This is a genomic window from Bacteroidia bacterium (assembly GCA_033391075.1).
Lineage (GTDB): Bacteria > Bacteroidota > Bacteroidia > J057 > J057 > JAWPMV01.
In genome coordinates this window covers 6,908,793-6,932,076 of record JAWPMV010000001.1, presented here as the reverse complement: position 1 = coordinate 6,932,076, position 23,284 = coordinate 6,908,793, and the positions used below count along the sequence as shown (strand labels likewise).

Annotated in this window: 12 protein-coding genes; 6 read left to right on the top strand and 6 right to left on the bottom strand. The window is 43.2% G+C overall.

Annotated elements, in window-relative coordinates:
• Positions 1-121 precede the first annotated feature (121 nt).
• Together ricT and R8P61_27700 are read left to right on the top strand one after the other, a co-directional pair.
• Positions 122-1,483: a regulatory iron-sulfur-containing complex subunit RicT gene (gene ricT, locus R8P61_27705; GenBank protein ID MDW3650894.1), complete on the top strand. Its 1,362-nt coding sequence runs from the start codon at positions 122-124 to the stop codon at positions 1,481-1,483.
• Complete coding sequence (locus R8P61_27700; GenBank protein ID MDW3650893.1) at positions 1,464-1,931, top strand: hypothetical protein; 468 nt, start codon at positions 1,464-1,466, stop codon at positions 1,929-1,931. The genes ricT and R8P61_27700 overlap by 20 nt, the downstream gene beginning before the upstream one ends.
• Positions 1,932-1,933: 2 nt before the next feature.
• Here R8P61_27700 and murF read toward each other — a convergent pair whose 3' ends face one another.
• Positions 1,934-3,265: a UDP-N-acetylmuramoyl-tripeptide--D-alanyl-D-alanine ligase gene (murF, locus tag R8P61_27695; GenBank protein ID MDW3650892.1), complete on the bottom strand. Its 1,332-nt coding sequence runs from the start codon at positions 3,263-3,265 to the stop codon at positions 1,934-1,936.
• A gap of 92 nt (positions 3,266-3,357) precedes the next feature.
• Between murF and R8P61_27690 the strand changes: the two genes are divergently transcribed.
• Positions 3,358-5,649, top strand: coding sequence for an FG-GAP-like repeat-containing protein (locus R8P61_27690; GenBank protein ID MDW3650891.1), 2,292 nt, complete (start codon positions 3,358-3,360; stop codon positions 5,647-5,649).
• Positions 5,650-5,675: 26 nt separating this feature from the next.
• Complete coding sequence (locus R8P61_27685) at positions 5,676-6,569, top strand: MBL fold metallo-hydrolase (GenBank protein ID MDW3650890.1); 894 nt, start codon at positions 5,676-5,678, stop codon at positions 6,567-6,569.
• A 92-nt stretch (positions 6,570-6,661) separates the two neighbouring features.
• On the opposite strand, the gene rlmB is transcribed toward R8P61_27685, so the two are convergent.
• Together rlmB and R8P61_27675 are read right to left on the bottom strand one after the other, a co-directional pair.
• The gene (rlmB, locus tag R8P61_27680) at positions 6,662-7,411 is read right to left on the bottom strand and encodes a 23S rRNA (guanosine(2251)-2'-O)-methyltransferase RlmB (GenBank protein MDW3650889.1); all 750 of its coding nucleotides are present in this window, start codon (positions 7,409-7,411) and stop codon (positions 6,662-6,664) included.
• Position 7,412: 1 nt separating this feature from the next.
• Entirely contained in the window at positions 7,413-10,526 is a 3,114-nt protein-coding gene (locus R8P61_27675; GenBank protein MDW3650888.1) for a DUF2723 domain-containing protein, read from the bottom strand.
• Between the two features lie 237 nt (positions 10,527-10,763).
• On the opposite strand from R8P61_27675, the gene R8P61_27670 reads away from it, so the two are divergent.
• On the top strand, positions 10,764-11,285 hold the full coding sequence (locus R8P61_27670; protein MDW3650887.1) for an HD domain-containing protein: 522 nt from the start codon (positions 10,764-10,766) through the stop codon (positions 11,283-11,285).
• On the opposite strand, the gene R8P61_27665 is transcribed toward R8P61_27670, so the two are convergent.
• A complete protein-coding gene (locus R8P61_27665) occupies positions 11,282-18,409 on the bottom strand; it encodes a tetratricopeptide repeat protein (GenBank protein ID MDW3650886.1) in 7,128 nt (2,375 codons plus the stop codon). The two genes, R8P61_27670 and R8P61_27665, sit on opposite strands and share 4 nt — an antisense overlap.
• 520 nt (positions 18,410-18,929) lie before the next feature.
• On the opposite strand from R8P61_27665, the gene R8P61_27660 reads away from it, so the two are divergent.
• The gene (locus tag R8P61_27660; protein ID MDW3650885.1) at positions 18,930-20,903 is read left to right on the top strand and encodes an ATP-binding protein; all 1,974 of its coding nucleotides are present in this window, start codon (positions 18,930-18,932) and stop codon (positions 20,901-20,903) included.
• Between the two features lie 215 nt (positions 20,904-21,118).
• Here the strand turns inward: R8P61_27660 and R8P61_27655 are convergent, their stop codons facing one another.
• Positions 21,119-21,859 carry a shikimate dehydrogenase gene (locus tag R8P61_27655; GenBank protein MDW3650884.1) on the bottom strand — a complete coding sequence of 247 codons (741 nt, stop codon included), beginning with the start codon at positions 21,857-21,859 and terminating at the stop codon, positions 21,119-21,121.
• A 131-nt stretch (positions 21,860-21,990) separates the two neighbouring features.
• Positions 21,991-23,115 carry a type IX secretion system outer membrane channel protein PorV gene (gene porV, locus R8P61_27650; GenBank protein ID MDW3650883.1) on the bottom strand — a complete coding sequence of 375 codons (1,125 nt, stop codon included), beginning with the start codon at positions 23,113-23,115 and terminating at the stop codon, positions 21,991-21,993.
• Between the last annotated feature and the right edge of the window lie 169 nt (positions 23,116-23,284).

Genomic DNA, 23,284 nt, shown 5'->3' with positions numbered 1-23,284 from the left:
ATCTCATCACGAGGATTCTTTGATAATCCTCCTGTATTTATATTTTCCTTCCTTCATAGATGTTTTCACTGCCGCTTTTTGAGCTGCACATACCTCTTTTAACATATATACAAGGAGAATTATGGGATGTGGATCATGTAGTAGCGGGACTTGTTCCTCTGATGGATGCGGAAGACAGGGAGGTTGCGCTACCGGTGGATGTAATAAGCTGAATACCTTTGATTGGTTAGACAATATGCTGCCTCCGGGCCATACAGAAGTTGATAATGTCTACGAAATCAGGTTTAAAAATACACGCAAATCATTTTATAGAAATGTAAATGGATTGCGACTTTATATTGGAGATAATGTAGTTGTCGAAAGTGATCGCGGCTACGATGTGGGAATCCTTTCTTTGGGTGGAGTGATGGCTGAGCTGCAAATGAAAAAGAAAGGGGTCAATAAGCCTATCAAAGAACTTCCCAGAATATACCGGAAAGCCAATGAGGAAGACCTGGAGTTGCTGAAAAAAGTACGCGCCAGAGAGCAGGAAACACTGACCAGATCGAGAGAATTGATCATAGAATTAGGGCTCGATATGAAGCTCAGTGATGTCGAATTTCAGGGAGATGGGGCGAAAGCAATTTTCTATTATATAGCCGATCATCGGGTGGACTTTCGGGAACTGATCAAAGTTCTGGCGAGGGAATTCCGAATTCGTATTGAGATGAAACAAATCGGCCTGAGGTATGAGGCTGGTCTGGTAGGAGGTATTGGAGCCTGTGGCCGGGAGCTTTGTTGCTCTACCTGGCTGACTGATTTCAAAACAGTCAGTACTTCAGCTGCCCGTTACCAAAATCTTTCCCTCAATCCCATGAAAATATCCGGACTCTGCGGGCGATTGAAATGTTGCCTCAATTATGAGTTGGACGTATATATGGATGCCCTGGAAGGGTTTCCGGAAGTGACTTTCATTGAGACAGCCAAAGGAAAAGCGACTCTCCAGAAGACAGACATCTTCAAGCGTAAGATGTGGTTTAGCTATGTAGGCGAAACCTCCTGGTATCCCATAGATGTAGAGGAAGTGAGTCGGATCAAAGCCATGAATGACAAAGGGGAGAAACCCCAGGCTACTTTCGCAAAAATCGAAACTGTCGAGAGTACCCGACCTGACCTGAACCATGACTTTGTGGATGTCGTAGGAACCAATATTCCTGCACCTGAAAGAAGGAACAAGCGTAAGAAGGGCCACCACAAAAATAAAAACAGAAATTTCCGCAAGGGAAAAGACAATAGAAATAAAAAGGTACAAGCCTCAGGAAACCAGCCCAATTCTCAAAGAGAATCTGCTGGAAATAAAGGCGGGAACAAAGGGAGGCCCGGGAAGCAACAATCCGGTGGCCAAAACCGCAATTCTTCCAGTTCCAGACCCAATAAAAATCGCCCACAAAATAAAGGGCCCAGAAGAAAACCTCAGAACAGAAATGACCAGAAAGGCAAATAAATCTCCTCTTTCAAATGCACTGATCATCCTCTTTGCCTGGGCTTCCTTGGCGGTATCCTGCGACAACAGAGATTATCTGAGTAGCAGGAGTTTTGAGGATGGCTGCTGGGAAGTAAAGGAGGTAATTGAGGCTGATCAAGAACTTCAGGGACCCGGGAAGCTTTCTTTGCACCTTAAATTTAATCCGGAATACCGCTTCCAGAATATCTATTTGCAAATACGGATAACAGATCCCCAGGGGAAAGAAACTGAGATTGTCCACAATGAGGTCCTAAGTGATCCTATGGGAGAATGGAGCGTAGAAGCCAGTGGAGCTAACTATCTCTTTGATCTGAATGATTTGATTGAAATTCCTTACACCGAAGCTGGTACGTATGCCATTTCGGTCGCTCAATATATGCGGGAGGAAAAACTTTGTGGGATAGAAAAAGTAGGCATCCTTAACTAAGCCTAAATCTTATCTAGCAGACGCTCCAAAGCCATACCTCTGGAACCCTTTATCATCACTAAATCTGAGCCCTCGATCAGAGATTCAACTTTTTGCTGAGCCTCTTCTACAGTCTCAAACCAGTGTGCATCCTGATCAATCTGCTCAATGGCAGCTTTCATCAGCCTGCCTACTCCAATGCATCGATAGGGAACATGGGTATTTATCATACTTCCCAGTTCTGCATGCATCGCTTCTTCCTTTTCGCCCAACTCAAACATATCTCCCAGGATCAAGCTGAGTTTTCCTTTACTGATCTCAAACATATTCTCAATGGAAGCCTTCATCGAAGAAGGATTGGCATTGTAGGCATCCAGATAAATCTGATAGTTCTCTCTCTGTAGAATTTGGCTTCTGTTATTGCTGGAAACATAGGATGAAAGTCCGTGGGCTATACTTTCCCTCGACAAAGCAAAATACTCTCCTACGGCGATAGCTGCCAGTGCATTCAAAGCATTGTAAGAACCGCTTAGCTGCAACTGAAAACTTTGGCTTTGCTCCCAGGCTTTTGCATGAACGAGCATATCCATACCTGAGGCTTCATTTCTTTCTATCTCAAACTGATAGTCGGCATTCGGACTTCCATAGCTTCTGATGTTTTGATAGTCTCCGACCAATTGATTCAGATGATCATCGCCTTTATTCAGAAAAATCAATCCTCCCTGCTTCATCACTTTCCTAAACAAAGCGCCTTTTTCTTCCCGTATGCCTTCGACACTTCCGAGTCTTTCCAAATGGGCCGAACCGATATTGGTAATAAGTCCCAAATCAGGCATAGCAATTTCCACCAACTCCTGAATATCGCCTGGCTGATTAGTTCCCATTTCGATGATGGCGATTTCTGCTTCTGCGGGAATACTGAGGAGGCTTAGGGGAACGCCAATATGATTATTGAGATTTCCCTGTGTTGCAAATACTTTTTTCTCTGTACTCAGGACTGCATTGATCAATTCCTTAGTCGTGGTCTTTCCATTGCTACCCGTAATTCCCAGTACAGGAATGCGTAAAGATTTCCGATAGGTATTTGCGAGCTCTTGTAGGGCTTTGAGCGCATTTTCAACACATACAAAGCGATCATCCCCTTCCTTCGCATATTGCGGATCATCAATGATGGCCCTTGCGGCTCCTTTCTCCAAAGCCTGCTCAGCATATTTGTTGCCGTCAAATCGATCTCCTTTGAGGGCAAAAAAGAGGTCTCCTTCTTTTATCTTTCTTGTATCGGTGCAGATACTTGGGAATCTTTTAAAGAGCAGGAACAATTCCGGACCTTCCATAGTAGGGATAAATAGGTTCAATTTGTGACAAAAATAGTAGAATCTTATTTATAGATTGCATTTCAGCTTAGTTGAAATGAAACCATGAAAACTTCTTCCAACAAAAATGCGTGATGAAAAAACTTTTCTTCCTTCTAACAATCCTGTTTTCTTTTCAAGCTATTCAAATTTCGGCCCAGAATTACAAGCGCAGCAATAATATCCCGGTCATCGATCAGGATGGAAAACGTTTGCTCTATCCCTGGGCAGGAGGAATGAATGACGCCCAATTTTTCAACATAGATGTCAACCTGGATGGCACCCTGGATATACTTGTTTTTGATGGGCAGGTAGGAAAGTTTACGCCCTATATCTACGATGATACAGCTTCAAATCCCATCGTTTTTGACCCAGGATTCATTGCCAATTTTGAAGATTGCGAATGCCAGAAATGGGCACAGGTAGTGGATTACAATTGTGATGACAGAGCAGATATAATTTGTGGTTCGGGCTCAGTCGGGCAGCATTTCAAAGTGTATGAGAATACCATTTTCAATGGAGATTCTTTGGGCTTTGTGCTGAAATACGATCCCCTCAAAGAAGTCAACCCTCAGGCTGTGGATCCTAATACTCCCCGCGAAATTTTTATCATCAATAGCGATATGCCAGGTATCATAGATATTGACTTTGATGGAGATCTGGATATCGTCAGCACGCAAAATGGATTTGACTTCTGGGCCTATCATCAAAATCTGGCCATGGATCGATTTGGAAGATGCGATACCATGGTGTTTCAGATGGCCACCAACTGCTGGGGTAATTTCTCTGAAAGTAATCTGGATAATACCCTTTTTGTAGCAGATACAGTTAATTGTCCTAGAGGAGGTGCTAATCCGGATTTGATCGATCCGCGCCATGTAGGTTCAACTATGTTGATCCTCGACTTAAATGGAGACAGCCTCTATGATGCCATTTTGGGAGATATTTCCTTTCCTACAGTCAGCGGAGTCATAAATAATGGGACCAAAGATTGGGCCTTTATGGATTCAGCTTTCACCAATTTCCCCAGCTATGATTCTGCTATAGATGTGGAGATTTTTCCAGGCCTTTATTATGCAGATGTGGATAATGATGGAAAAAAGGATCTGCTTGCAAGCTCTCATGCACCTAGTGGGGGAGAAAATAAAAATGGCGTAGTATTCTATAAGAATTTTGGCGAAAATAATTTCCCTGATTTTAGATTTCAGGGCCGAGGATTTATAGCCGAAGAACATATAGATGTTGGGAATTTTTCTTTACCTGTGTTCTTTGACCATAATAATGATGGCCTGGAAGATCTCCTTGTTGGGAGTAGAGGCTTGATCATGAAAACTTCTGACTCCCTCATTTTTACCTACCAACTCCAACTATTCGAAAATACCGGGAGTCTCACTCGCCCGGAATTTACTTTAGTAGATGATGATTATATGGATGGAAGTACTCGTTTCCTCGAATTTGAGGATGCTGCTATGACCTTTGGGGATTTGGATGGAGATGGAGATGAGGATATGATTATGGGAAATGCACTGGGAACCCTGACTTACTACAAAAATGAAGCCGCTCCCGGACAAAATGCCGATCTGCAATTACAAGGCCAGGGTATTCTAAATTCTAGCGGACTTCCTATAGATATCGGAACCTTGAGTGCACCTGAGCTTTTCGATTATGACAATGATGGTGATCTTGATCTTTTTGCGGGAGATCGCTTTGGAAAGATTGCCTATTACGAAAACATTGGAGATTCAAGCAATTTCTCCTTTAGCAAAATCACTGCGCAATGGGGAGGCATCAACATAAAATTCATTGCCACCGGCTATGAGTTTTACGGAAGAACCAAGCCTCGTTTCATTGACTATGACAATGACGATACCACTGAATTGATCCTCGCGACAGAAGATGGATATATCGAAGTCTATGAAGACCTGACGGGCGCACTTACAGATACCCTCAATCCTTCTTTTATTCTTTTTGATGGAGATTTTGGAGATGAAGCTGCCATAGATGCTGCCATTCTGGATACTTCCGGCAATTACACCTTCATTATCGGTAGTGAAAGAGGAGGCCTTCATATGTTCAATACCGTTGAAATCAGCGATCAGGAAGATAGCACTTCGCTAGGATTTCCGGATTTGACAAAAGATATACCTTTCCGATTGGCTCCCAATCCAGCTTCAGATCGGGTGCGGATCATTTTTGATTCAGATCAGATTTTGTTTGCCGAAAAACAGATCAGCCTGCTCAACAATATGGGACAGGAAGTTTATCGAGAAAGCAGCAATAATAAGCGACTGGATATTGACCTGACTTCTCTGGCCGGAGGCATTTATTATGTGCGGGTACGCAGTGAAGGTCAACAATGGTTATCAAAATTGATCCATAGGAATTAACTTGCGCCCAAAATATATTGATTCCTATGGTTCATACCCTCGACCTGCATTTCCAAGTCCCAAACTCTATTGCTGTTTATGTTTATGAGACAGCCGATGGCCCTGTATTAGTTGAAACCGGACCTCATTCGCGTTTTGCGCATCTGGAAGGAGAGTTGGAAAAAATTGGCTACAAAGTTTCGGATATCAAGCATGTATTCCTCACTCATATCCATTTTGACCATGCAGGAGCTGCCTGGGCCTTTGCAGAAGCAGGAGCAAGCATTTATGTCCATCCAAGGGGTTGGAAACATATGCACGATCCAGAACGTCTGTATAGTTCTGCGAAGCGCATCTATGGGGATATGATGGAACCTTTATGGGGAATTATGAAAGCCATTCCGGAGGAATTGTTGATTGCCATTGAGGATGAGCAGGAAATAGAAGTTGGAGGAAAGACTTTTAAAGCCTGGCATACGCCCGGCCATGCTAACCATCACATTGCCTGGCAAGTAGATGACATCATCTTTAGTGGAGATGTAGGTGGTTGCCGCATTCCCAATGGACCGGTTGTTCCCCCCTGCCCTCCCCCGGATATTAATGTAGAAGCCTGGATGAATTCTATCCGAATTTTGAAGGAGCAAAATCCTCGTCTCCTGTATCTCACACATTTTGGGATTGAAGAAAACCCAATAGCACATCTGGATCGACTGGAATTTATCATCAATGACTGGGCCCAATGGATGAAGCCCCAATGGGAAGCCGGAAGAGAAGTAAAAGATATTACGCCGGATTTTTTAGCCTATACCAGCGAGCAATTGAGAGAAGCAGGCGTTACGGATGAGGTTGAAATCAAAAAGTACGAAGCTGCTAACCCACCCTATATGAGTGTAGCAGGTTTGATGCGGTACTGGCAGAAAAAATCAGAAGGAGCTTTATAAGCTGACTTTCATAAGCGCATCTTTTATGCTTAGGGTTTTTTCGTTTCATCCCCAGCGCGCATTCTTTAAAAATAAGTTTCCCTGTAATCCGTTTAGGCCCGTCTTTGCCTGAGTGTTTCCGATAAGACCATCCCGACAGCCACAGAAACATTGAGGGAAGAAATTTCACCTTGAAGAGGAATGCCGATCAGGTGGTCGGATCGTTTGAGAATTTGTTTGCTCATCCCTTTTTCTTCCGAACCAAAGATCAAACAACAAGCTTCCCGAAAGTCAGCCGTATAGAGCGTCTCTGAAGCCTTTTCTGTACAGCCATAGGTTTTGATCCCATAAGATTGTAAAAGCAGGAGAGAATCGACCAGGTTGCCTTCACGGCAGACTGGAAGATAGCTTAGCGCACCTGCCGATACCTTGACCGCATCTGCATTGGCGGCAGCTGATCCCTGAGAAGGAACGATGATCGCATGTGCTCCCATACATTCGGCCGTACGGGCAATGGCGCCAAAGTTGCGCACGTCCTTTACCCCATCCAGCATCACAAACAAAGGCTTCTCCCCTTTCTCCTGCACCTGAAGGATAATTTGCTCCAACTCCTGATAGCTAACCGAGGAAAGCATAGCTACTACTCCCTGGTGATTGCCATTGGGAACGAAACGCTGAAGACGAACTTCGGGAACAAATTGAACCGGTATATCTTTTTCTTTTGCAGCTTCTCGAATACTATAGAGACGATCGGCAGACATGCTTTGCTTTACCCAGATTTTTTCTACTGACTTCCCCGCAGAAATGGCTTCCAAAACGGGATGCATGCCATAGACCAAATGTTGTTGCTTACTTTTTGACATCTTATTGACCGCCTTTCAATTGCTCGATTACCAGTTTACCTATCGGGGATGCACTGACCTCTTCAATTCGCTGAGCCAGAGCCTGTGCCTTCTCTTCATTTCCATTTTCAATGTAATGGCGGATCGCCAATAAAGTGATCTGCATAGAGAGATTATTCTGATCAATGGGCTGGCCCATATTTACATCATCCTGCAATTGCTCGATCCCTACTTCCGCCACCTCATCATATTCTCTTGCGGCATCTTCCATCAATTTAAGGGTCTCCAGGACCTGTGCTTGTTGCAATCCCAGGTAGAGATTCCCTTGTGGCTCAACATCTGTAGGCATCACTTGTCGTGAGAAGGCTATGGCTTCAGCAGCCTGTTCCTGATAAGATTGTCTTTTGGCAGCTTTTGCCAGACGACTATGATCCAATGCTTCGACATCTGCTCCTTCCTCTTTCATCAAACTATCTATCTCTGCTATTTCTTTGCCCAGACTACTATATCCATCAGCATAAGCAGCCGCGAGGCGGAGAAAATTATTGCGGTAATTATTGATGACCAGGTTGCGGATATGCTCATCAAAGTACACATCCGGATTATCCAAGCCTGTATAAAGGAACTTTTCCGTAATATTTCTTTTCAGAATATCAGGTCTCAGCGTACCATGCGTATAGCGATCATTGAGGGTTTTATCCGATTTTTTCAAAGGAACTACCCGATATGCCAGGCCTTCAACCCGGAAGAAATCCATAAGGTTGAGGTAATTGTCCGTTTGCATATTGTTGGCGAAATAAATGGGACGTTTCCAGCCATCCATAGCCACATTTTTGATCACATCCATAATGATGAGGTCTTTTCTCAGGATATAGGGATTGTCGGCTCTTCCCCTTGCCTTGAAATCCCAGATCATAACGGAATCAGCCAGGCTGGCTTCCTGTGCATTGAAGATCCCTTTTTTGACCAATTCAATCGGATCTAGTGGAAGAGCGATTTTTTGTGATTGAAAACCATTGATCACCAATCCTGCATCTCCCGTCAGATCTTTCTGATCTATACTCACCGGGATACCGGGAGTTCCATTTCTTTCCGAACGCATTTGATCGATGTACCAATCGGAAATCAATAGTTCCAGGTTAACCACACGTACATCTGTACGATAGCCCTCTACTTCCTGTATGTACCACAGCGGGAAGGTATCATTATCTCCACCGGTAAATAAGATGGCATTTTCTTCACAAGTATTCAGAAGGTTCTTGGCAAATTCGATATCGATATATCTTCCTTTGCGCGTATGATCATCCCAGTTCTGAGTCGCCATCAGGACAGGCGCGATCAGGGCAATGGCAGCAGCCACATAAAAGGATTTATTTCCCAGATGCTTCCTGAATACTTCCTGCAAGAATAAGAACCCCAGTCCAATCCACATACAAAAAGTCTGGAATGAACCGGCAAAAGAATAATCCCTTTCCCTTGGCTGGGCCGGATATTGATTGAGATAAACGATAATGGCAATGCCTGTAAAGAAGAAAAGAAGGCCGATTATACTCGCATCTTTTTTCGCTGCGATAAAATGCCAAACCATTCCCAGGAGGCCCAGAAAAAATGGAAGGAAGAAATAATGATTCTTGGCCTTATTATTTTTGCGCTCATAGATATAGCGACTGCTATCGGCAAATTCAAGGCCCGATTCCCATCTATCATCGCGAATATCACTTTCCCTTCCCACAAAATTCCAGAAGAAGTACCTCAGGTACATATGTCCGATCTGGTATTGAAAAAAGAAGCGAAGATCTTCGGCACGTGTGGGCTTATCGTCATAGGGGCTATTCGGATTTTGTCCTTTGTTTTTTACAAAGTTAGTATAGCCATAGGGCCCCATGGCATAACGATCCGTTTTATACATACGAGGAAAGAATACTACATTCTTATCTTCATATTGATATTCTGTTTTGGGGATATCTTCTACATATTTTCCTGAGCCATCCAGCAAGGTATATTTCATGCCGACTGTATCAGAAATCGGATAGCCTGTTGTGCGGTCAAACTTTACCTGTGCATTGTACATCGGTCCTCTGAGGAGGGGTCTGTCTCCGTATTGTTCCCGTTTCATGTAACTGAGGAAAGTGAAGACATTCTCCGGATTGTTCATGTCAACCGGAGGGTTGGCATTGGAACGGATGAAAATGATGGAATAGGAAGAAAAGCCGACCAGTATCATGACCGTAGAAAGCAGAACCGTATTCAGGATCACCTTCTTTTTAATCTGGCTATACACGATCAGGCCTACCAGTAAAGCAAAAATGATCATGGCGAATACCGTAGCTCCAGTTCCCATGGCCATTCCCAATCCACCCGTATCTACTCCTGCTCTGGTCTGGGTCCCGGTAAAGAGCAGCTCCATATCAGCAGCCAGGCTGATCATGGTTTGCAAAATTCCATATTGAATGAAAGCCAGAATTCCGGTTGAAATGGCTAGGGTAGCCATGATTCCTTTCCAGTTGAATTCATATTTGCGGAAAAAATAAACGAGTGCGAGAGCTGGAATAGTCAGCAAATTGAGCAAATGGACTCCAGTTGAAAGGCCCATCACATAGGCGATCAGGATGATGTATTTCAAATGATCGGCTTCGTCAGCCCTGGCTTCCCATTTAAACATCAACCAAACCACAATCGCTGTAAAGAATGAACTCAGGGCATAAACTTCTGCTTCTACTGCATTGAACCAAATAGAATCAGCGAAAATACAGCTCAATCCCGCAATAACTCCAGCACCCATGCCGCCCAGTATTTTTTCTTTCTCCGACCAACTACTTCTCTTCAATCCCTTTTTCGCCAGCATCGTAACTGTCCAGCAGGTAAACAATGCCGTAAACGCACTTGCCAGCACACTCAACAAATTGACCATAAAAGCAATGGTCTCCGGATTGGGGGCCAACATAGCCAATATCCTCCCCAACAATAAAAAGAGGGGAGCTCCCGGAGGGTGTGTTACTTCCAATTCATTTGAGCAGGCAATAAATTCCCCACAATCCCAAAAGCTGGCTGTAGGTGCTACGGTTGCCAGATATACCAGCAGTGCAACTAAAAACACACTCCAACCAACCAGGTTGTTTATCTTATTATAGTTCATTTGCGATGCGTGAAGCTATTTGTGCTGCGGCAAAGTCCAAATTTCACCGGGAACAAAGGTAATTAGATATACTCAATTCCTATTCCTTTCTGCTAAAAAAACCTCAATTCTCAGAATTAGCAGCAAAATAGGGTCAAGAATTTTCTCCTTTCGGAAAAGCTTACTTTATTGATACACCTCAGGGCTTCGCTCGTTCACTTTTTCTGGCCCTGAACACCCCTTTTAGATGGATTAGATATGGAACAATTAGGAAATATACTGGAAGCCCTTCGTTTTGCCGGAGATCAAATGAAGGATCAGAAGCTCAATACCGAAATGTCGGCCTTGCATCACGCCATAGAAACCGTAAATATCCTTTGGCATATAGGGAAAGTACAGGATCAAAGAATCCTGATGGCCGGAGCCTTGCATCAGGTTCCAAGGATACAGGAAGAGTTGAAAGCGGGAATAGAAGATATTTTTGGGACAGAAGTCTCTCAATATATTCAAGCAAGCCGAGATCCGGAAAGCTTGAAAACCCCTTATTTGGAACGCCTGAAACTCAAGAAAAATAAAAAGGATCAGGCCGGAAGGCAGATTTATCTGGCAGCCAGTGCGGCCTTACTTCGTCACCTCCGGGACCATACCGATCAGCTGGAGGATATTCGCAAAACCGAAGAAATGCAAAGCCGAAAATCCTACATCGCAGAATTTTCGGGTAGCTATACTGACTTAGAAAATTTCTTCAATCAATTGATGGGTGAAGAAATTTCTGACTAGTTCTGATAAGTTTCCAGTAATTCTTTAAATCTTTCCTGAGTCTTGTAAGGCCTGAAAGCAGGATCCTTATCCAATTCAATGGTTGGATAATCATTTTCCAGGGCCAGTTCGATATTCTTATAGAAAAGAACATCTTGTTGCTGCCTTGCATAGATCTTGGCCAGGAAGCCATAGCGGATTCCGGTCGCAGGTCCCAGGTCCAGGGCCTTTTCTATATCCGTAACAGCATCGGCATAATCCTCTTGCATAGCTCTGATAAATCCGCGGTTGTAGTAAGCACCACTCAAAGACGGATTATATTCTATTGCCTGCGAGTAATCCCGGAAGGCTCTGCGGTAATCTCCTGCTTTTCTGGCGAGGTTTCCCCGATTATTAAAAGCAGCCGCATTTCTCGGATTTAGTTCTATCGAATAGTTATAATCCGCGAGGGCTTTATCATATTTTTCCATTTCAAAATACAGTTCCCCTCTCCGATTGTAAGCTTCAGAGTATTTGGGGTCAAGAGAAATGGCAGCGTCAAACTCTCCCAATGCGAGGTCATAGTTTTGACGGTTCATATAGAGGATTCCCTTACTTAGGAAAATCTCGGGATTATTGGGCTCTAGGGCGAGAGCCGTTTCAAAATCTTCTTCTGCCTTTTTGATCTTACCCATGTCCTGATAAAGCAAGGCTCTTTCAGAATAAAAACGGGCAGAGTCCGGATAGGCTCTTAAGAGAGAGTTGAAGTCTAATAGTGCATCATTGAGATTGTTCAATTTTGCATTGGCTTTTCCTCTGTAGAAATAAATAATTTCATCTTCAGGAGGACTCAACTGAACGGCCCGGTTAAAGTCGGCCAATGCATGTTTGAGGTCTTTCAACTCATAATAGTAATTGGCACGATGGTAATAGATATCCGCGCGTGTTGAATCCAGGGCTAAAGCCTGAGAGTATAATTTCACAACCTCTCCCCCATCGATATGATCTTTGTACATATCTGCGAGGTAGGTATAAGCTTCTATTTGACGGGTATCATTTCCAACAGCAGACTCCATATCCTGTATAGCTCTGCGCTGGTTATTTCTCTCACGATAGATCACTCCTCTATGGAAGTAAGCATCTCCTAATTCATTTTCCAGGAGAATCGCACGATTAAAATCTCTGAGTGCATCTCCATTTCTATTCATCGCTTTTTTCACAAGGCCTCGATACATATAGGCTTCTGCGAAAGTTGAATTATACCGAATCGCTTCATTCAGGTTATCGAGGGACTCCTCATATTGCTCTTTTTTGAAAAAGAGGATTCCTCTGTGAAGATAAATCTCATCATTTTGTGGATTGATCTTGAGGGCATTTTCGAAATCAGATAAGGCTAATTCTCCTTCATCCTTTCCAATATATGCTTTCCCACGCTCTATATAAGCAGCTGAATAGGAAGGCCTCAATTGGAGAATTCTACCAAAATCCTCAATAGCTCTATCCAGAGATCCGGATTTTGTATAGGCAATCCCTCTATCCAATCTGGCTTCCACCAGATTTTCACGAAGTTGAAGGGCTTCAGAAAAATCCCTAATAGCCAGGCTATGGTTTCCTACTTCGCTATAAACTTTCCCTCTTCTATGATAAGCTTCCGCTGAAGGGTCGCTCTCAATTATTTGTGTGTAGGCATTGATTGCCCGATTATTTGAACCTCTTTCTGCCAGTAGATCTCCTTCAAACAATTTCGCAGCAGTGAAGTCAGACTGATATTGCAAAGCTCTCGCCATGTCAGCTCTCGCTTCTTCATCATTGCCCAGTTTCTGATGCAGCATCCCTCTATGGTAATAACTTTGCGCATAAGAAGGATTCGCTTCGATAGCTAAATCATAATCTTTCATCGCTCGGCTAAACTGCTGGAGGTCGATGTAGACTTCGGCACGATTTACGAAGACCGGGGCAAAGTTGGCATCCAAATCCAATACTTTCCCAAAATCACGAAGCGCACGATTGTACTGCTCACGGTCCGCATATAAAATCCCTCTGCTCATCAGCACATGAATGTTTTCTGGTTCCTGATCGAGGACATGGTTATAGTCTTCCAGGGCTCTTGGGAATTCTCCCATTTGAGCCAGGACTTTTCCTCTTTCAAAATATGCCTTGGTATCAGCTGGATTTTGAGCAATTAGATTATCATAATTCCCAACTGCCTTTTCGTATTGAGCGGACTCTATATAGCATTTGGTTAAAAGGGCACTAACACTAGAGCTTTGCAGCTCATTTTCTGGCTTTATCCGGGTCAGGTAGCGTTCGGCTTCCGGATAATTTTCACGACCCATCTGAGCATAAGAAAGTGCCCAGTAGAGAATATTTTCCAGACTTTTACTTGCAAGCACGGGATCAGATTCGATCAAATCTGCGGAGATGGTAGTCTGTCCAACATTTCCATCCATAAAGAGATTTTCTCCTTGTTTGCTGGTCGTGAAGTAATTTAGGGTAAAATCATTATTCGCTTCATATTCCCCCCATACTACCAGATTCGCATTCCAGTTTTTACCCAGTTTTTGTGCGACAGACTGAATTTCACTACAATCCAATACATCGACGAAACGAGAATCAACCGGAACGTTTTCTTCTCCATTGAGTGTTTTGAAACGTGCTCGCAAACTTTCGACAAATACATTATCTCCCTGTTCACAGCTTTGGACATTATAGGAAGGCAGCATGAGAACGTGGTAGGAACCATCATTAGCAGCAAAAATTCCTTCTTCTTTCGGTCCAAAAATATCTCCTCCGAAAATAAACATCGCCCCTGCAAGAGAAGCAGCTACCAAGCCACCAAGAATTCCCAGGGTACGTACCCGTTTTTTCCGGGTTTTCTGAACCATCAATTCCTGATCTTTAGGAATTGCGGAACTAATGTCTTTATTAACTCGATTTTTGACCGGTCGCTTCCTATTGGAAGGCCTGCCGGAATCTTCTCTCCTTGCGGGAGTAGGTCTTCTTTTCTGAGGATTGGGTTGAGGCTTCTGAACCTCTGCTGGTACCGGGCTACTCAAAACAGGCTCTACTTCCTGTACTTCTTCCTCTATCTCCCCATATCCTAGCTCTTCCCTTTCCAGTCTCTCATTGACGGGTTCAAATTCTCTTTCGAGGATAGATTCTGATATGAGTTCAACTTCTTCTTTGCCGTTTACCGGTTGGAAGACATTGACTTCTTGTTCCTCTGCTTTGGGTTCCTCAGCGAGGAAGGATTTTAATTTTTCTTTATCGGCTTCTATATCCTTATCAGGGAATTGTTCCTGAATGCTGTATTCACCGAACGGAATCTTTTCTTCCTCTTCTATCTCAGCCTCTGCTTCTTCTTCGGAAACCGGCTCTTCGATTGCTTCTTCTCTAGTTTCCTCTTCCTCTGCAACAATTTCAAGTTCAGCTTCTTCTTCGGAAACCGGTTCTTCGATTGCTTCTTCTGTAGTTTCCTCTTCCTCTGCAACAATTTCAAGTTCAGCTTCTTCTTCGGAAACCGGTTCTTCGATTGTTTCTTCTGTAGTTTCCTCTTCCTCTGCTACTATTTCTGCTTCGGCTTCTTCTTCGGAAACCGGCTCTTCGATAACTTCTTCTGTAGTTTCCTCTTCCTCTGCTACGATTTCAGCTTCAGCTTCTTCTTCGGAAACCGGCTCTTCGATAACTTCTTCTGTAGTTTCCTCTTCCTCTGCTACTATTTCTGCTTCGGCTTCTTCTTCTGAAACCGGCTCTTCGATAACTTCTTCGGCAGTCTCCTCTTCCTCTGCTACTATCTCAAGTTCAGCTTCTTCTTCTGAAACCGGTTCTTCGATTGCTTCTTCAGCAGTCTCTTCTTCTTTCGCTACTATTTCTGCTGCTTCTTCTGAAACGGGTTCTTCGATTGCTTCTTCAACAATCTCCTCTTCTTCTGCTACGATCTCAGCTTCAGCTTCTTCTTCCGAAACTGGCTCTTCGATAACTTCTTCGGCAGTCTCCTCTTCCTCTGCTACTATCTCAAGTTCAGCTTCTTCTTCCGAAACTGGCTCTTCAATAACTTCTTCGGCAGTCTCCTCTTCTTCTGCTACTATCTCAAGTTCAGCTTCTTCTTCTGAAACCGGTTCTTCGATTGCTTCTTCAGCAGTCTCTTCTTCTTCCGCTACTATTTCTGCTTCGGCTTCTGAAACGAGTTCTTCGATTGCTTCTTCAGCAGTCTCCTCTTCTTCCGCTACTATTTCTGCTTCGGCTTCTTCTGTAGTTTCCTCTTCCGCCACTACTTCTTCCGCTTCTGTCTCTTCTTCTGAAACAACTTCCTCAACTGCTTCTTCTGTAGTTTCCTCTTCTTCAGCTACTATTTCTGCTTCGGCTTCTTCTTCGGAAACCGGCTCTTCGATAACTTCTTCTGTAGTTTCCTCTTCCTCTGCTACTATTTCTGCTTCGGCTTCTTCTTCGGAAACCGACTCTTCGATAACTTCTTCTGTAGTTTCCTCTTCCTCTGCTACTATTTCTGCTTCAGCTTCTTCTTCCGAAACCGGCTCTTCGATAACTTCTTCTGTAGTTTCCTCTTCTTCCGCTACTATTTCTGCTTCGGCTTCTTCTTCCGAAACAACTTCCTCAATTGCTTCTTCATCAGTTTCCTCTTCTTCCGCTACTATTTCTGCTTCGGCTTCTTCTTCCGAAACAACTTCCTCAATTGCTTCTTCAGCAGTCTCCTCTTCTTCTGCTACGATCTCAGCCTCTGTTTCTTCTTCCGAAACCGGCTCTTCGATTACTTCTTCATCAGTCTCCTCTTCTTCCGCTACTATTTCTGCTTCAGCTTCTTCTTCCGAAACTGGTTCTTCGATCAACTCTTCTTCAGCCTTAGAATCTTCACTAGCTTCTACAGCTTCGGATTTTTCATTTCCTTTTTCTGTATCAGCTTCGGAAAGCTCTTCAACGGCTTTTGCATCCTCCAGGATTTCCTGATTCACCAAAGGATTTATTATTTCAGCTCCGTCCTCGATATGGGTTTCGATAGAGGGAGTTTCTAGCTTTTCATTTGTTATAGCCAGTGCCTCTTTCTCATCAGACTCAACAATCTCTCTGACATCCAGTTTGATCGTTGGCAAGCCCTTTTTAGAACTCTTCTGACGCTTGGCTCTTCGTTTTTTCCTGGCTTCCGATCTTTTATTCTTCTTGGAAGATTTAGATTTTTTCCTTCCTCCTATGTTTTCTTCCTCCTCCTCAGTTAATTCTTCCGTCTCTTCTTCCGAAACAATTTCTTCAACTGTTTCTTCTGTAGCTTCCTCTTCCGCTACTACTTCTTCCGCCTCGGCTTCCTCTTCTGAAACAACTTCCTCAACTGCTTCTTCTGTAGTTTCCTCTTCCTCTGCTACTATTTCTGCTTTGGCTTCTTCTTCCGAAACCGGCTCTTCGATAACTTCTTCTGTAGTTTCCTCTTCCTCTGCTACTATTTCTGCTTCGGCTTCTTCTTCCGAAACAACTTCTTCAACTGCTTCTTCAGCAGTCTCCTCTTCTTCCGCTACTATTTCAGCTTCGGCTTCTTCTTCCGAAACCGGCTCTTCGATAACTTCTTCTGTAGTTTCCTCTTCCTCTGCTACTATTTCTGCTTCGGCTTCTTCTTCCGAAACCGGCTCTTCGATAACTTCTTCTGTAGTTTCCTCTTCCTCTGCTACTATTTCTGCTTCGGCTTCTTCTTCCGAAACAACTTCTTCAACTGCTTCTTCAGCAGTCTCCTCTTCTTCCGCTACTATTTCAGCTTCGGCTTCTTCTTCCGAAACCGGCTCTTCGATAACTTCTTCAGTAGTCTCATCTTCCTCTGCTACTATTTCTGCTTCGGCTTCTTCTTCCGAAACCGGCTCTTCGATAACTTCTTCAGTAGTCTCATCTTCCTCTGCTACGATTTCAGCTTCCGTTTCTTCCTCCGAAACAACTTCTTCAACTGCTTCTTCAGCAGTCTCCTCTTCTTCCGCTACTATTTCTGCTTCGGCTTCTGAAACGGGTTCTTCGATTGCTTCTTCATCAGTCTCCTCTTCTTCCGCTACTATTTCTGCTTCGGATTCTTCTTCCGAAACCGGCTCTTCGATAACTTCTTCAGTAGTCTCATCTTCCTCTGCTACGATTTCAGCTTCCGTTTCTTCCTCCGAAACAACTTCTTCAACTGCTGCTTCTGTAGCTTCCTCTTCTTCTGCTACTATTTCTGCTTCGCTTGTTTCTTCTGAAACAACTTCCTCTCTTACCTCTTCTGTAGATTCAGCTTTTTCCGCTAAATCCTCAATTTTTGCATCATCAGACTCAATCTCACTTATTTCTTCAATTGTATCTAATGTTTCTGCGATTACATGATCCTGCACATCTATTGCCCTCTCTTGCTCTTTCCAGCTAGAACTGGAAGCATCTTCCTTTTCAATCTCCTTCAACAGACGTCCAATAGGATCTTCATGGGAAAGTTTTACCAGGTAGGAATCAATTTCATCCTTCTCTGCTCCTGGAATGAGTAATGGGCTACGCAAACGCCAGCCCAAATTTTTAAACTTGTCCTTTCTATAATAAAACCCATATGCACCCGGATTTGGTAAATCATTTCCATTCCAGGGTCCATACTGGTAACTAAAGTCTACTTCGTGTCGGGATATTTCTATTTTTAGAATACTGTCCAATCCTAATACCGAATCTTTTACAGATTTCCCCCTCAACATTTGAAGATAAAATGCCTCGACTATCGTAGGAGAAAGTCGTGCATCCTTAATAGAAAATACAGCTGGCACGCCGGCTGCATGGATCTGGTGGATCAGCTTGGGATCATTAATCCCACTTAAAAATAGAAACTGAATTTTGGGAAATTCTTTGAGGCTATTTCCAAACTCCTCAAAGCTATATGACTGCTGGTCGGATCTCGATCTAAAAAGCAAATGGCTCTCATCTTGCAATTCTCCGATGAGGTGAATTCCAACCACTTCTCTTCTGTTGTTCTTGTTTGCAAGAACATCCTCCAGGTACAGTTTAGAGCCAGGTCTGGCCTGTAAGACTTCGCATCCTCCATTATCTATCCAATATTGAAGAACCCTAAGTATGTCATCGCAATGTTGAGCAGGGTCTAATCGTCTCTTCCCCTCCTCACTTGCTAATGTACAGGCAAGAAAAATGTGCGGTTTAAATCTAGCTGGCATAAGTAATTCTGCAGAATTTAGCCGAATACAAAAAAAATACTACGTACTCGTGAATCCAAGAGTTCAGGCCTAAATGGTTATTACAGACGTTAGTTCAGCCTGAACAAAGCCATAAACAATTTTATAACCCCTTTAAATCTGTTCAAAGACGAAAAAAAAGTCCCTATTTCTAGGACTTGATCTATGCCGAGAAAGTCATCTTTGATCAGCTTTATTTCAAAATAACAAAATAAAAGGATAAGCGACTGCTTCCAAGTCAGGAAATAATTCCAGGCCTGAAAAAAGCATATTTTCGCTTATCAAGCACGTGAATAAATAGAAAAAGCTTTCTTTTACCCTTAATTTACAGAAATTGGCGTGAGAATTGGGAAAATCACCAACCTTTCGAGCCTTTTTGTATCTTTATCATCCAGACGGAAAAATTCCCGTAAAGGCTCTTAGTGAAAATACGCTCCTTTCGAGACTTTTAGTATTTTTCCCCATCTAGTTAATTGTATATAAATCATTTCTCAAACACAATATGGCTAAAGCTAAGACGACTAAACCCAAGGTGGTTGTGCCTGAGTGGGTTCAGGATATTCAAAGAAAGTACCTATCTCAAAATGTATCTCAATTTATCCTTCACGGAAACATCAATGACTATGTGAGGGTCAATCGCGATAAAAAGAACAGTTACTATCTCATTAAAGATTTCCTCAATGAGGAACTCTTTAAGTACAAAGACATAGTAATTTATTATGATCGCGCAGCAGGGATAAGATTTAAGGACGATCGCACTTTTGGCGGAGACAGTAAAACCCGCAAAGAATTTGTATCAACCCTGAGACTCTTTGATGAGTTAACAGATAATAATTTTGCAGAATTGACCCGAAATCCTGCAAGATCATTTTTCACCCTGGATACCTATTTCAATCTCATGGTCAATCAGGACTTTATTGATGCCTGGTTTTCTGAGGTCGAAGCAAATCTTCAAAGTCCTTCTAATGTGGTAGAAACTGATGAGCCTGTCAAAGATGGAGACATCATTGACCGCTTTATCAAAATGACCCTGCCAGAATTTGATGAGGACGCCAAGAAAAGAAAAGGGGACCTGGAAACCCTCAAAGCCCGACTGGCGAAATTGAAAGCCAATCTCTCTAAGCCCAAGTCCATCGCATTTGTAATTGACTATGCAGAGACCCTCATTCCGATGACGGAAAATTCCAGTTACCGTCCGGAAGAACATATGCTGCTGGTCTTCATGCAAAAGTGGGCCAAGGAAAAGAAATTCCTGGATGCTGATATGACGATTGTGGTCATGACGGAAAACCTCATGAACCTCAATGCGCAGTATATTCGCAATCCTTTTACTTTTGACGTATCCCTCCCCTATCCTAAAGAGGAAGATCGTCTGGTATTCATCAAGGATTTCTACAAAAATCACAAAGACAGCAAAAAGCATTTTGAAATGAATGCGGAGGTCTTTGCGAAAAATACAGCAGGTCTTAGCCTCGTTCAGCTGAATACGATCATGAATGAGGCAGCTCGAAACAAGATCAAATTCACGAATGAAGAGCTGACAGAACAGAAGAAGGAAATGATCGAGCAGGAAGCGGGGGGCTTGTTGGAGTTTGTTGAGACCAAATACAGCTTGAAAAATGTGGCCGGTCATACGCAGGCGAAAAAGCATCTCCTTGATGCGGCCAATGCCTTGAAAAATGGCAGGTCCGATGTGATGCCAATGGGGTATCTGATCTCAGGGCCCGTAGGTACGGGTAAGACCTTTATGATTAGCGTTTTTGCCAATGATATAGGAGTACCAATGGTCATGCTCAAAAACTTCAGGGGTATGTACGTTGGTCAGTCAGAAGGCAACCTCCAAAAGGTGTTGAAAATTCTGAAAGCCATGGCTCCTGTAGCCGTAATGATTGATGAAGCCGATGCTTATTTGGGCAATCGGTCCAATTCCGGAGGTAGTGGAGTAAACAGCCGGATCTTCTCTATGTTGGCCAGTTTCATGTCTAACTCAGAAAATAGAGGAAAGGTCATCTGGTTCCTGGTAACTGCGAGGCCCGACCTTATGCCAGTTGACTTTAAACGCCAGGGTCGTGCAGAAGAACATATCGGACTTTTCTACCCTGAATCAATTGAAGACAAGCGTGAGCTTCTGGATGTCATGTTGAAAAAGACAGGACTTAGTTATTTGAACATGGACGAATTTGATGAGGACTTCTTTGAGGATATTCCGATCAAGTCCGGTGCGGATATGGAGGCAGCTCTGACCCGTGCGAAATTCAAAGCAGCCAGTTTAGGACTGGATAAAGTAAATGTGGATATCATTGCGCAGGTTTTCCATGACTTCCTGCCACCTACTTATCCGGAAGAAATTGAGCTGATGACATATGCTGCAGTATTGGAGTGTACTTCGAAAGAATTGCTTCCACCAAAGTTCAGAGAAATGTCTCGTGAAGATGTTTTGATGACCGTACAGGATTTGCAGTCTAGAATTCGATAAAAAAAGAATTAAGCATAAAAAAAGCAGTGTCCTTTCTAATGACACTGCTTTTTTATTTTTTAAAATCCTGTCATCCCGACCTTGCGGAGGGACCTCAATTACTTTATTAAATAATCAGCAGGAATCACAGAAAACCAGGATGGCTAGTTTCTTTGTAGATGGTTCGGTCTCGCACACCCTGACAATAATTCACTTACCATTACGATGAAGAGTATTCAGGAATTCCAGAACTCCCAGGATTTCTCAGCCTGACCGATCAGCATATCAATTCCGTTTTTACTTCGGGCTCCATGCTTGGCAGCAGCCCTCATAAATGAGGTTTCTTCCGGATTGTATATGAGGTCGTATGCCCAGTGTTTCTCGCTGAGTTTATGGTAGGGGAAAGTCGGGCATCCCTCTGTATTGGGGTACATACCCAGAGGAGTTGAATTGATGATCAAAGGGAATTTTTCGATCTCCAAACTCTCTAACTCAGGATATGAGAGATGATTTGCAGATCGCGGATTGCGAGTGGCGATTCTGATATTTTTTACGCCCAGTTTTTCTTCCAGTACATAGATAACCGCTCGGGTCGCCCCTCCATTTCCTAAAATGATGGCCCCCGATATTTCGGCTCCCTTTGTAAAATCCAGCAAAGAGTTCCAAAAGCCGTAGATATCCGAATTGAATCCGATGAGCTTGCCATCTTCAAATTTGATGGTATTGACAGCCTGGATAGCAGCAGCCTCGGGTGCCAATTCATCCAAAAAAGGAATAACGGCTGCTTTATAGGGTATCGTAACATTCAAACCCCTCAGATGAGGTGTTTTCTTCAACTTTTCAAATTCTCCAATCTCAGCCAGTTCATATAACTCATAGGCTGCATCAATGTCTTGAGCTTCAAATTTTTTACTGAAGTACTTTTTCGAAAAACTGTGACCCAGTTTTTCCCCAATCAATCCAAATTGTCGAAACATAGCTCAGGTCTTAATTCCTTAAAAACAATTAAGGCGCTGATCGCGATCAGCGCCTTAAGACATTAAAAAAAGGGAACCGCCACAGTTCCCTTTTCATGTTCGAAAACATGTATCCAAGTAGTTGCACGGATTTACTCGTTTCCAGCTGACTCGAAATCGTATGTCAATGTAAAGCGCAATGTGTTTTGCAGCGGGTGATTTTGCTGCAGAGGCGCCAGGTAAGCAAAGTGCAAACCAAATACATTGTAACGGATGCCAGCTCCAAGGGTGATGAATTTTCTATTACCCTTTTCTGCATCTTCGTAGAAGAAACCTGCTCTCGCGGCAAAAATCTCGCGATACCAGTATTCAAATCCTACAGATGTATTAAATTCAGAGATCTCCTCTCCAAAACCTCCTTCTGCATCTCCGAAGCTTCCAAAGATCCCACTCAGCAGTGCTTTGTCAGATCTTCCACCTTCAGAAGGTACCAATAATTTATTGAAATCATTGGTAAAGGTAATAGAGTTATAGTCATCAACCAAAAATTTAAAGGCATATCCTAATCTCATGTTGATCGGGATGAAGTCTTTATTGGCAGTAGATGCTGAATATGAGACCTTAGGTCCAATGTTAGAAATGTTGATTCCACTCGAGAAACGAACAGGAATCGGGCCATTTCCGCCATTCATTTTAAAATCTTTTTTGTACGCAAAAGCGATATCTCCCGCAGCTGAATTCACAGGCTTTGCATCTGCAGTTGGCACATTGTTGTTAGAAGCCAGCTCACTGTGGATAAAGCGAAGAGAGATAGAACCGGAAAGATCGCCAGTCAATGGCAGTGCATAAGCAAGGTCGAGCGCGAACTCATTGGGTTTACCACTTCCGGTTGGCTGCCCCAGGTTATCTGTAAACTGAATTTCTCCTAAAGAGAAATAGCGAAGAGATGCTCCAACAACTCCTTTTCCTCCTGTATTGAAATAGCCTGAAAGGTACATCAGGTTGATGTCTGGAATTCCCAAAGCTCTCAACCAAGGAGAGTAAGACATCGCAAAACCCATGCGTTTGTCCAAAAATGCAAGTTGTGCAGGATTCCAATGCATGGCGTTTGCATCATCCGCAATGGCTACCCCAGCTTCACCCATACCTCCACTGCGGGAATCAGGGGCCACCAGCAAAAACGGAACAGCAGTAGTGATCGTTTTCGTGGTTCTCTCAGCACCGGTAGTAGGATTTTGGGCTAAAACTCTATTTGAAAACCCAAGCAGGATCCCCAAGCAAGCTATTAGAATGAATGATTTCCTCATAATAAATAAGTGCTACCTAAAAAAAATAATTTGATGTTCAATTGTAGCAATTATCTCATAGGCAAACAGTTTACTAGCTGGAATATTTATAAATGTAATATAATTTTTGCTTCTCAAGCGAAGCAAGAATCAGTGAAAC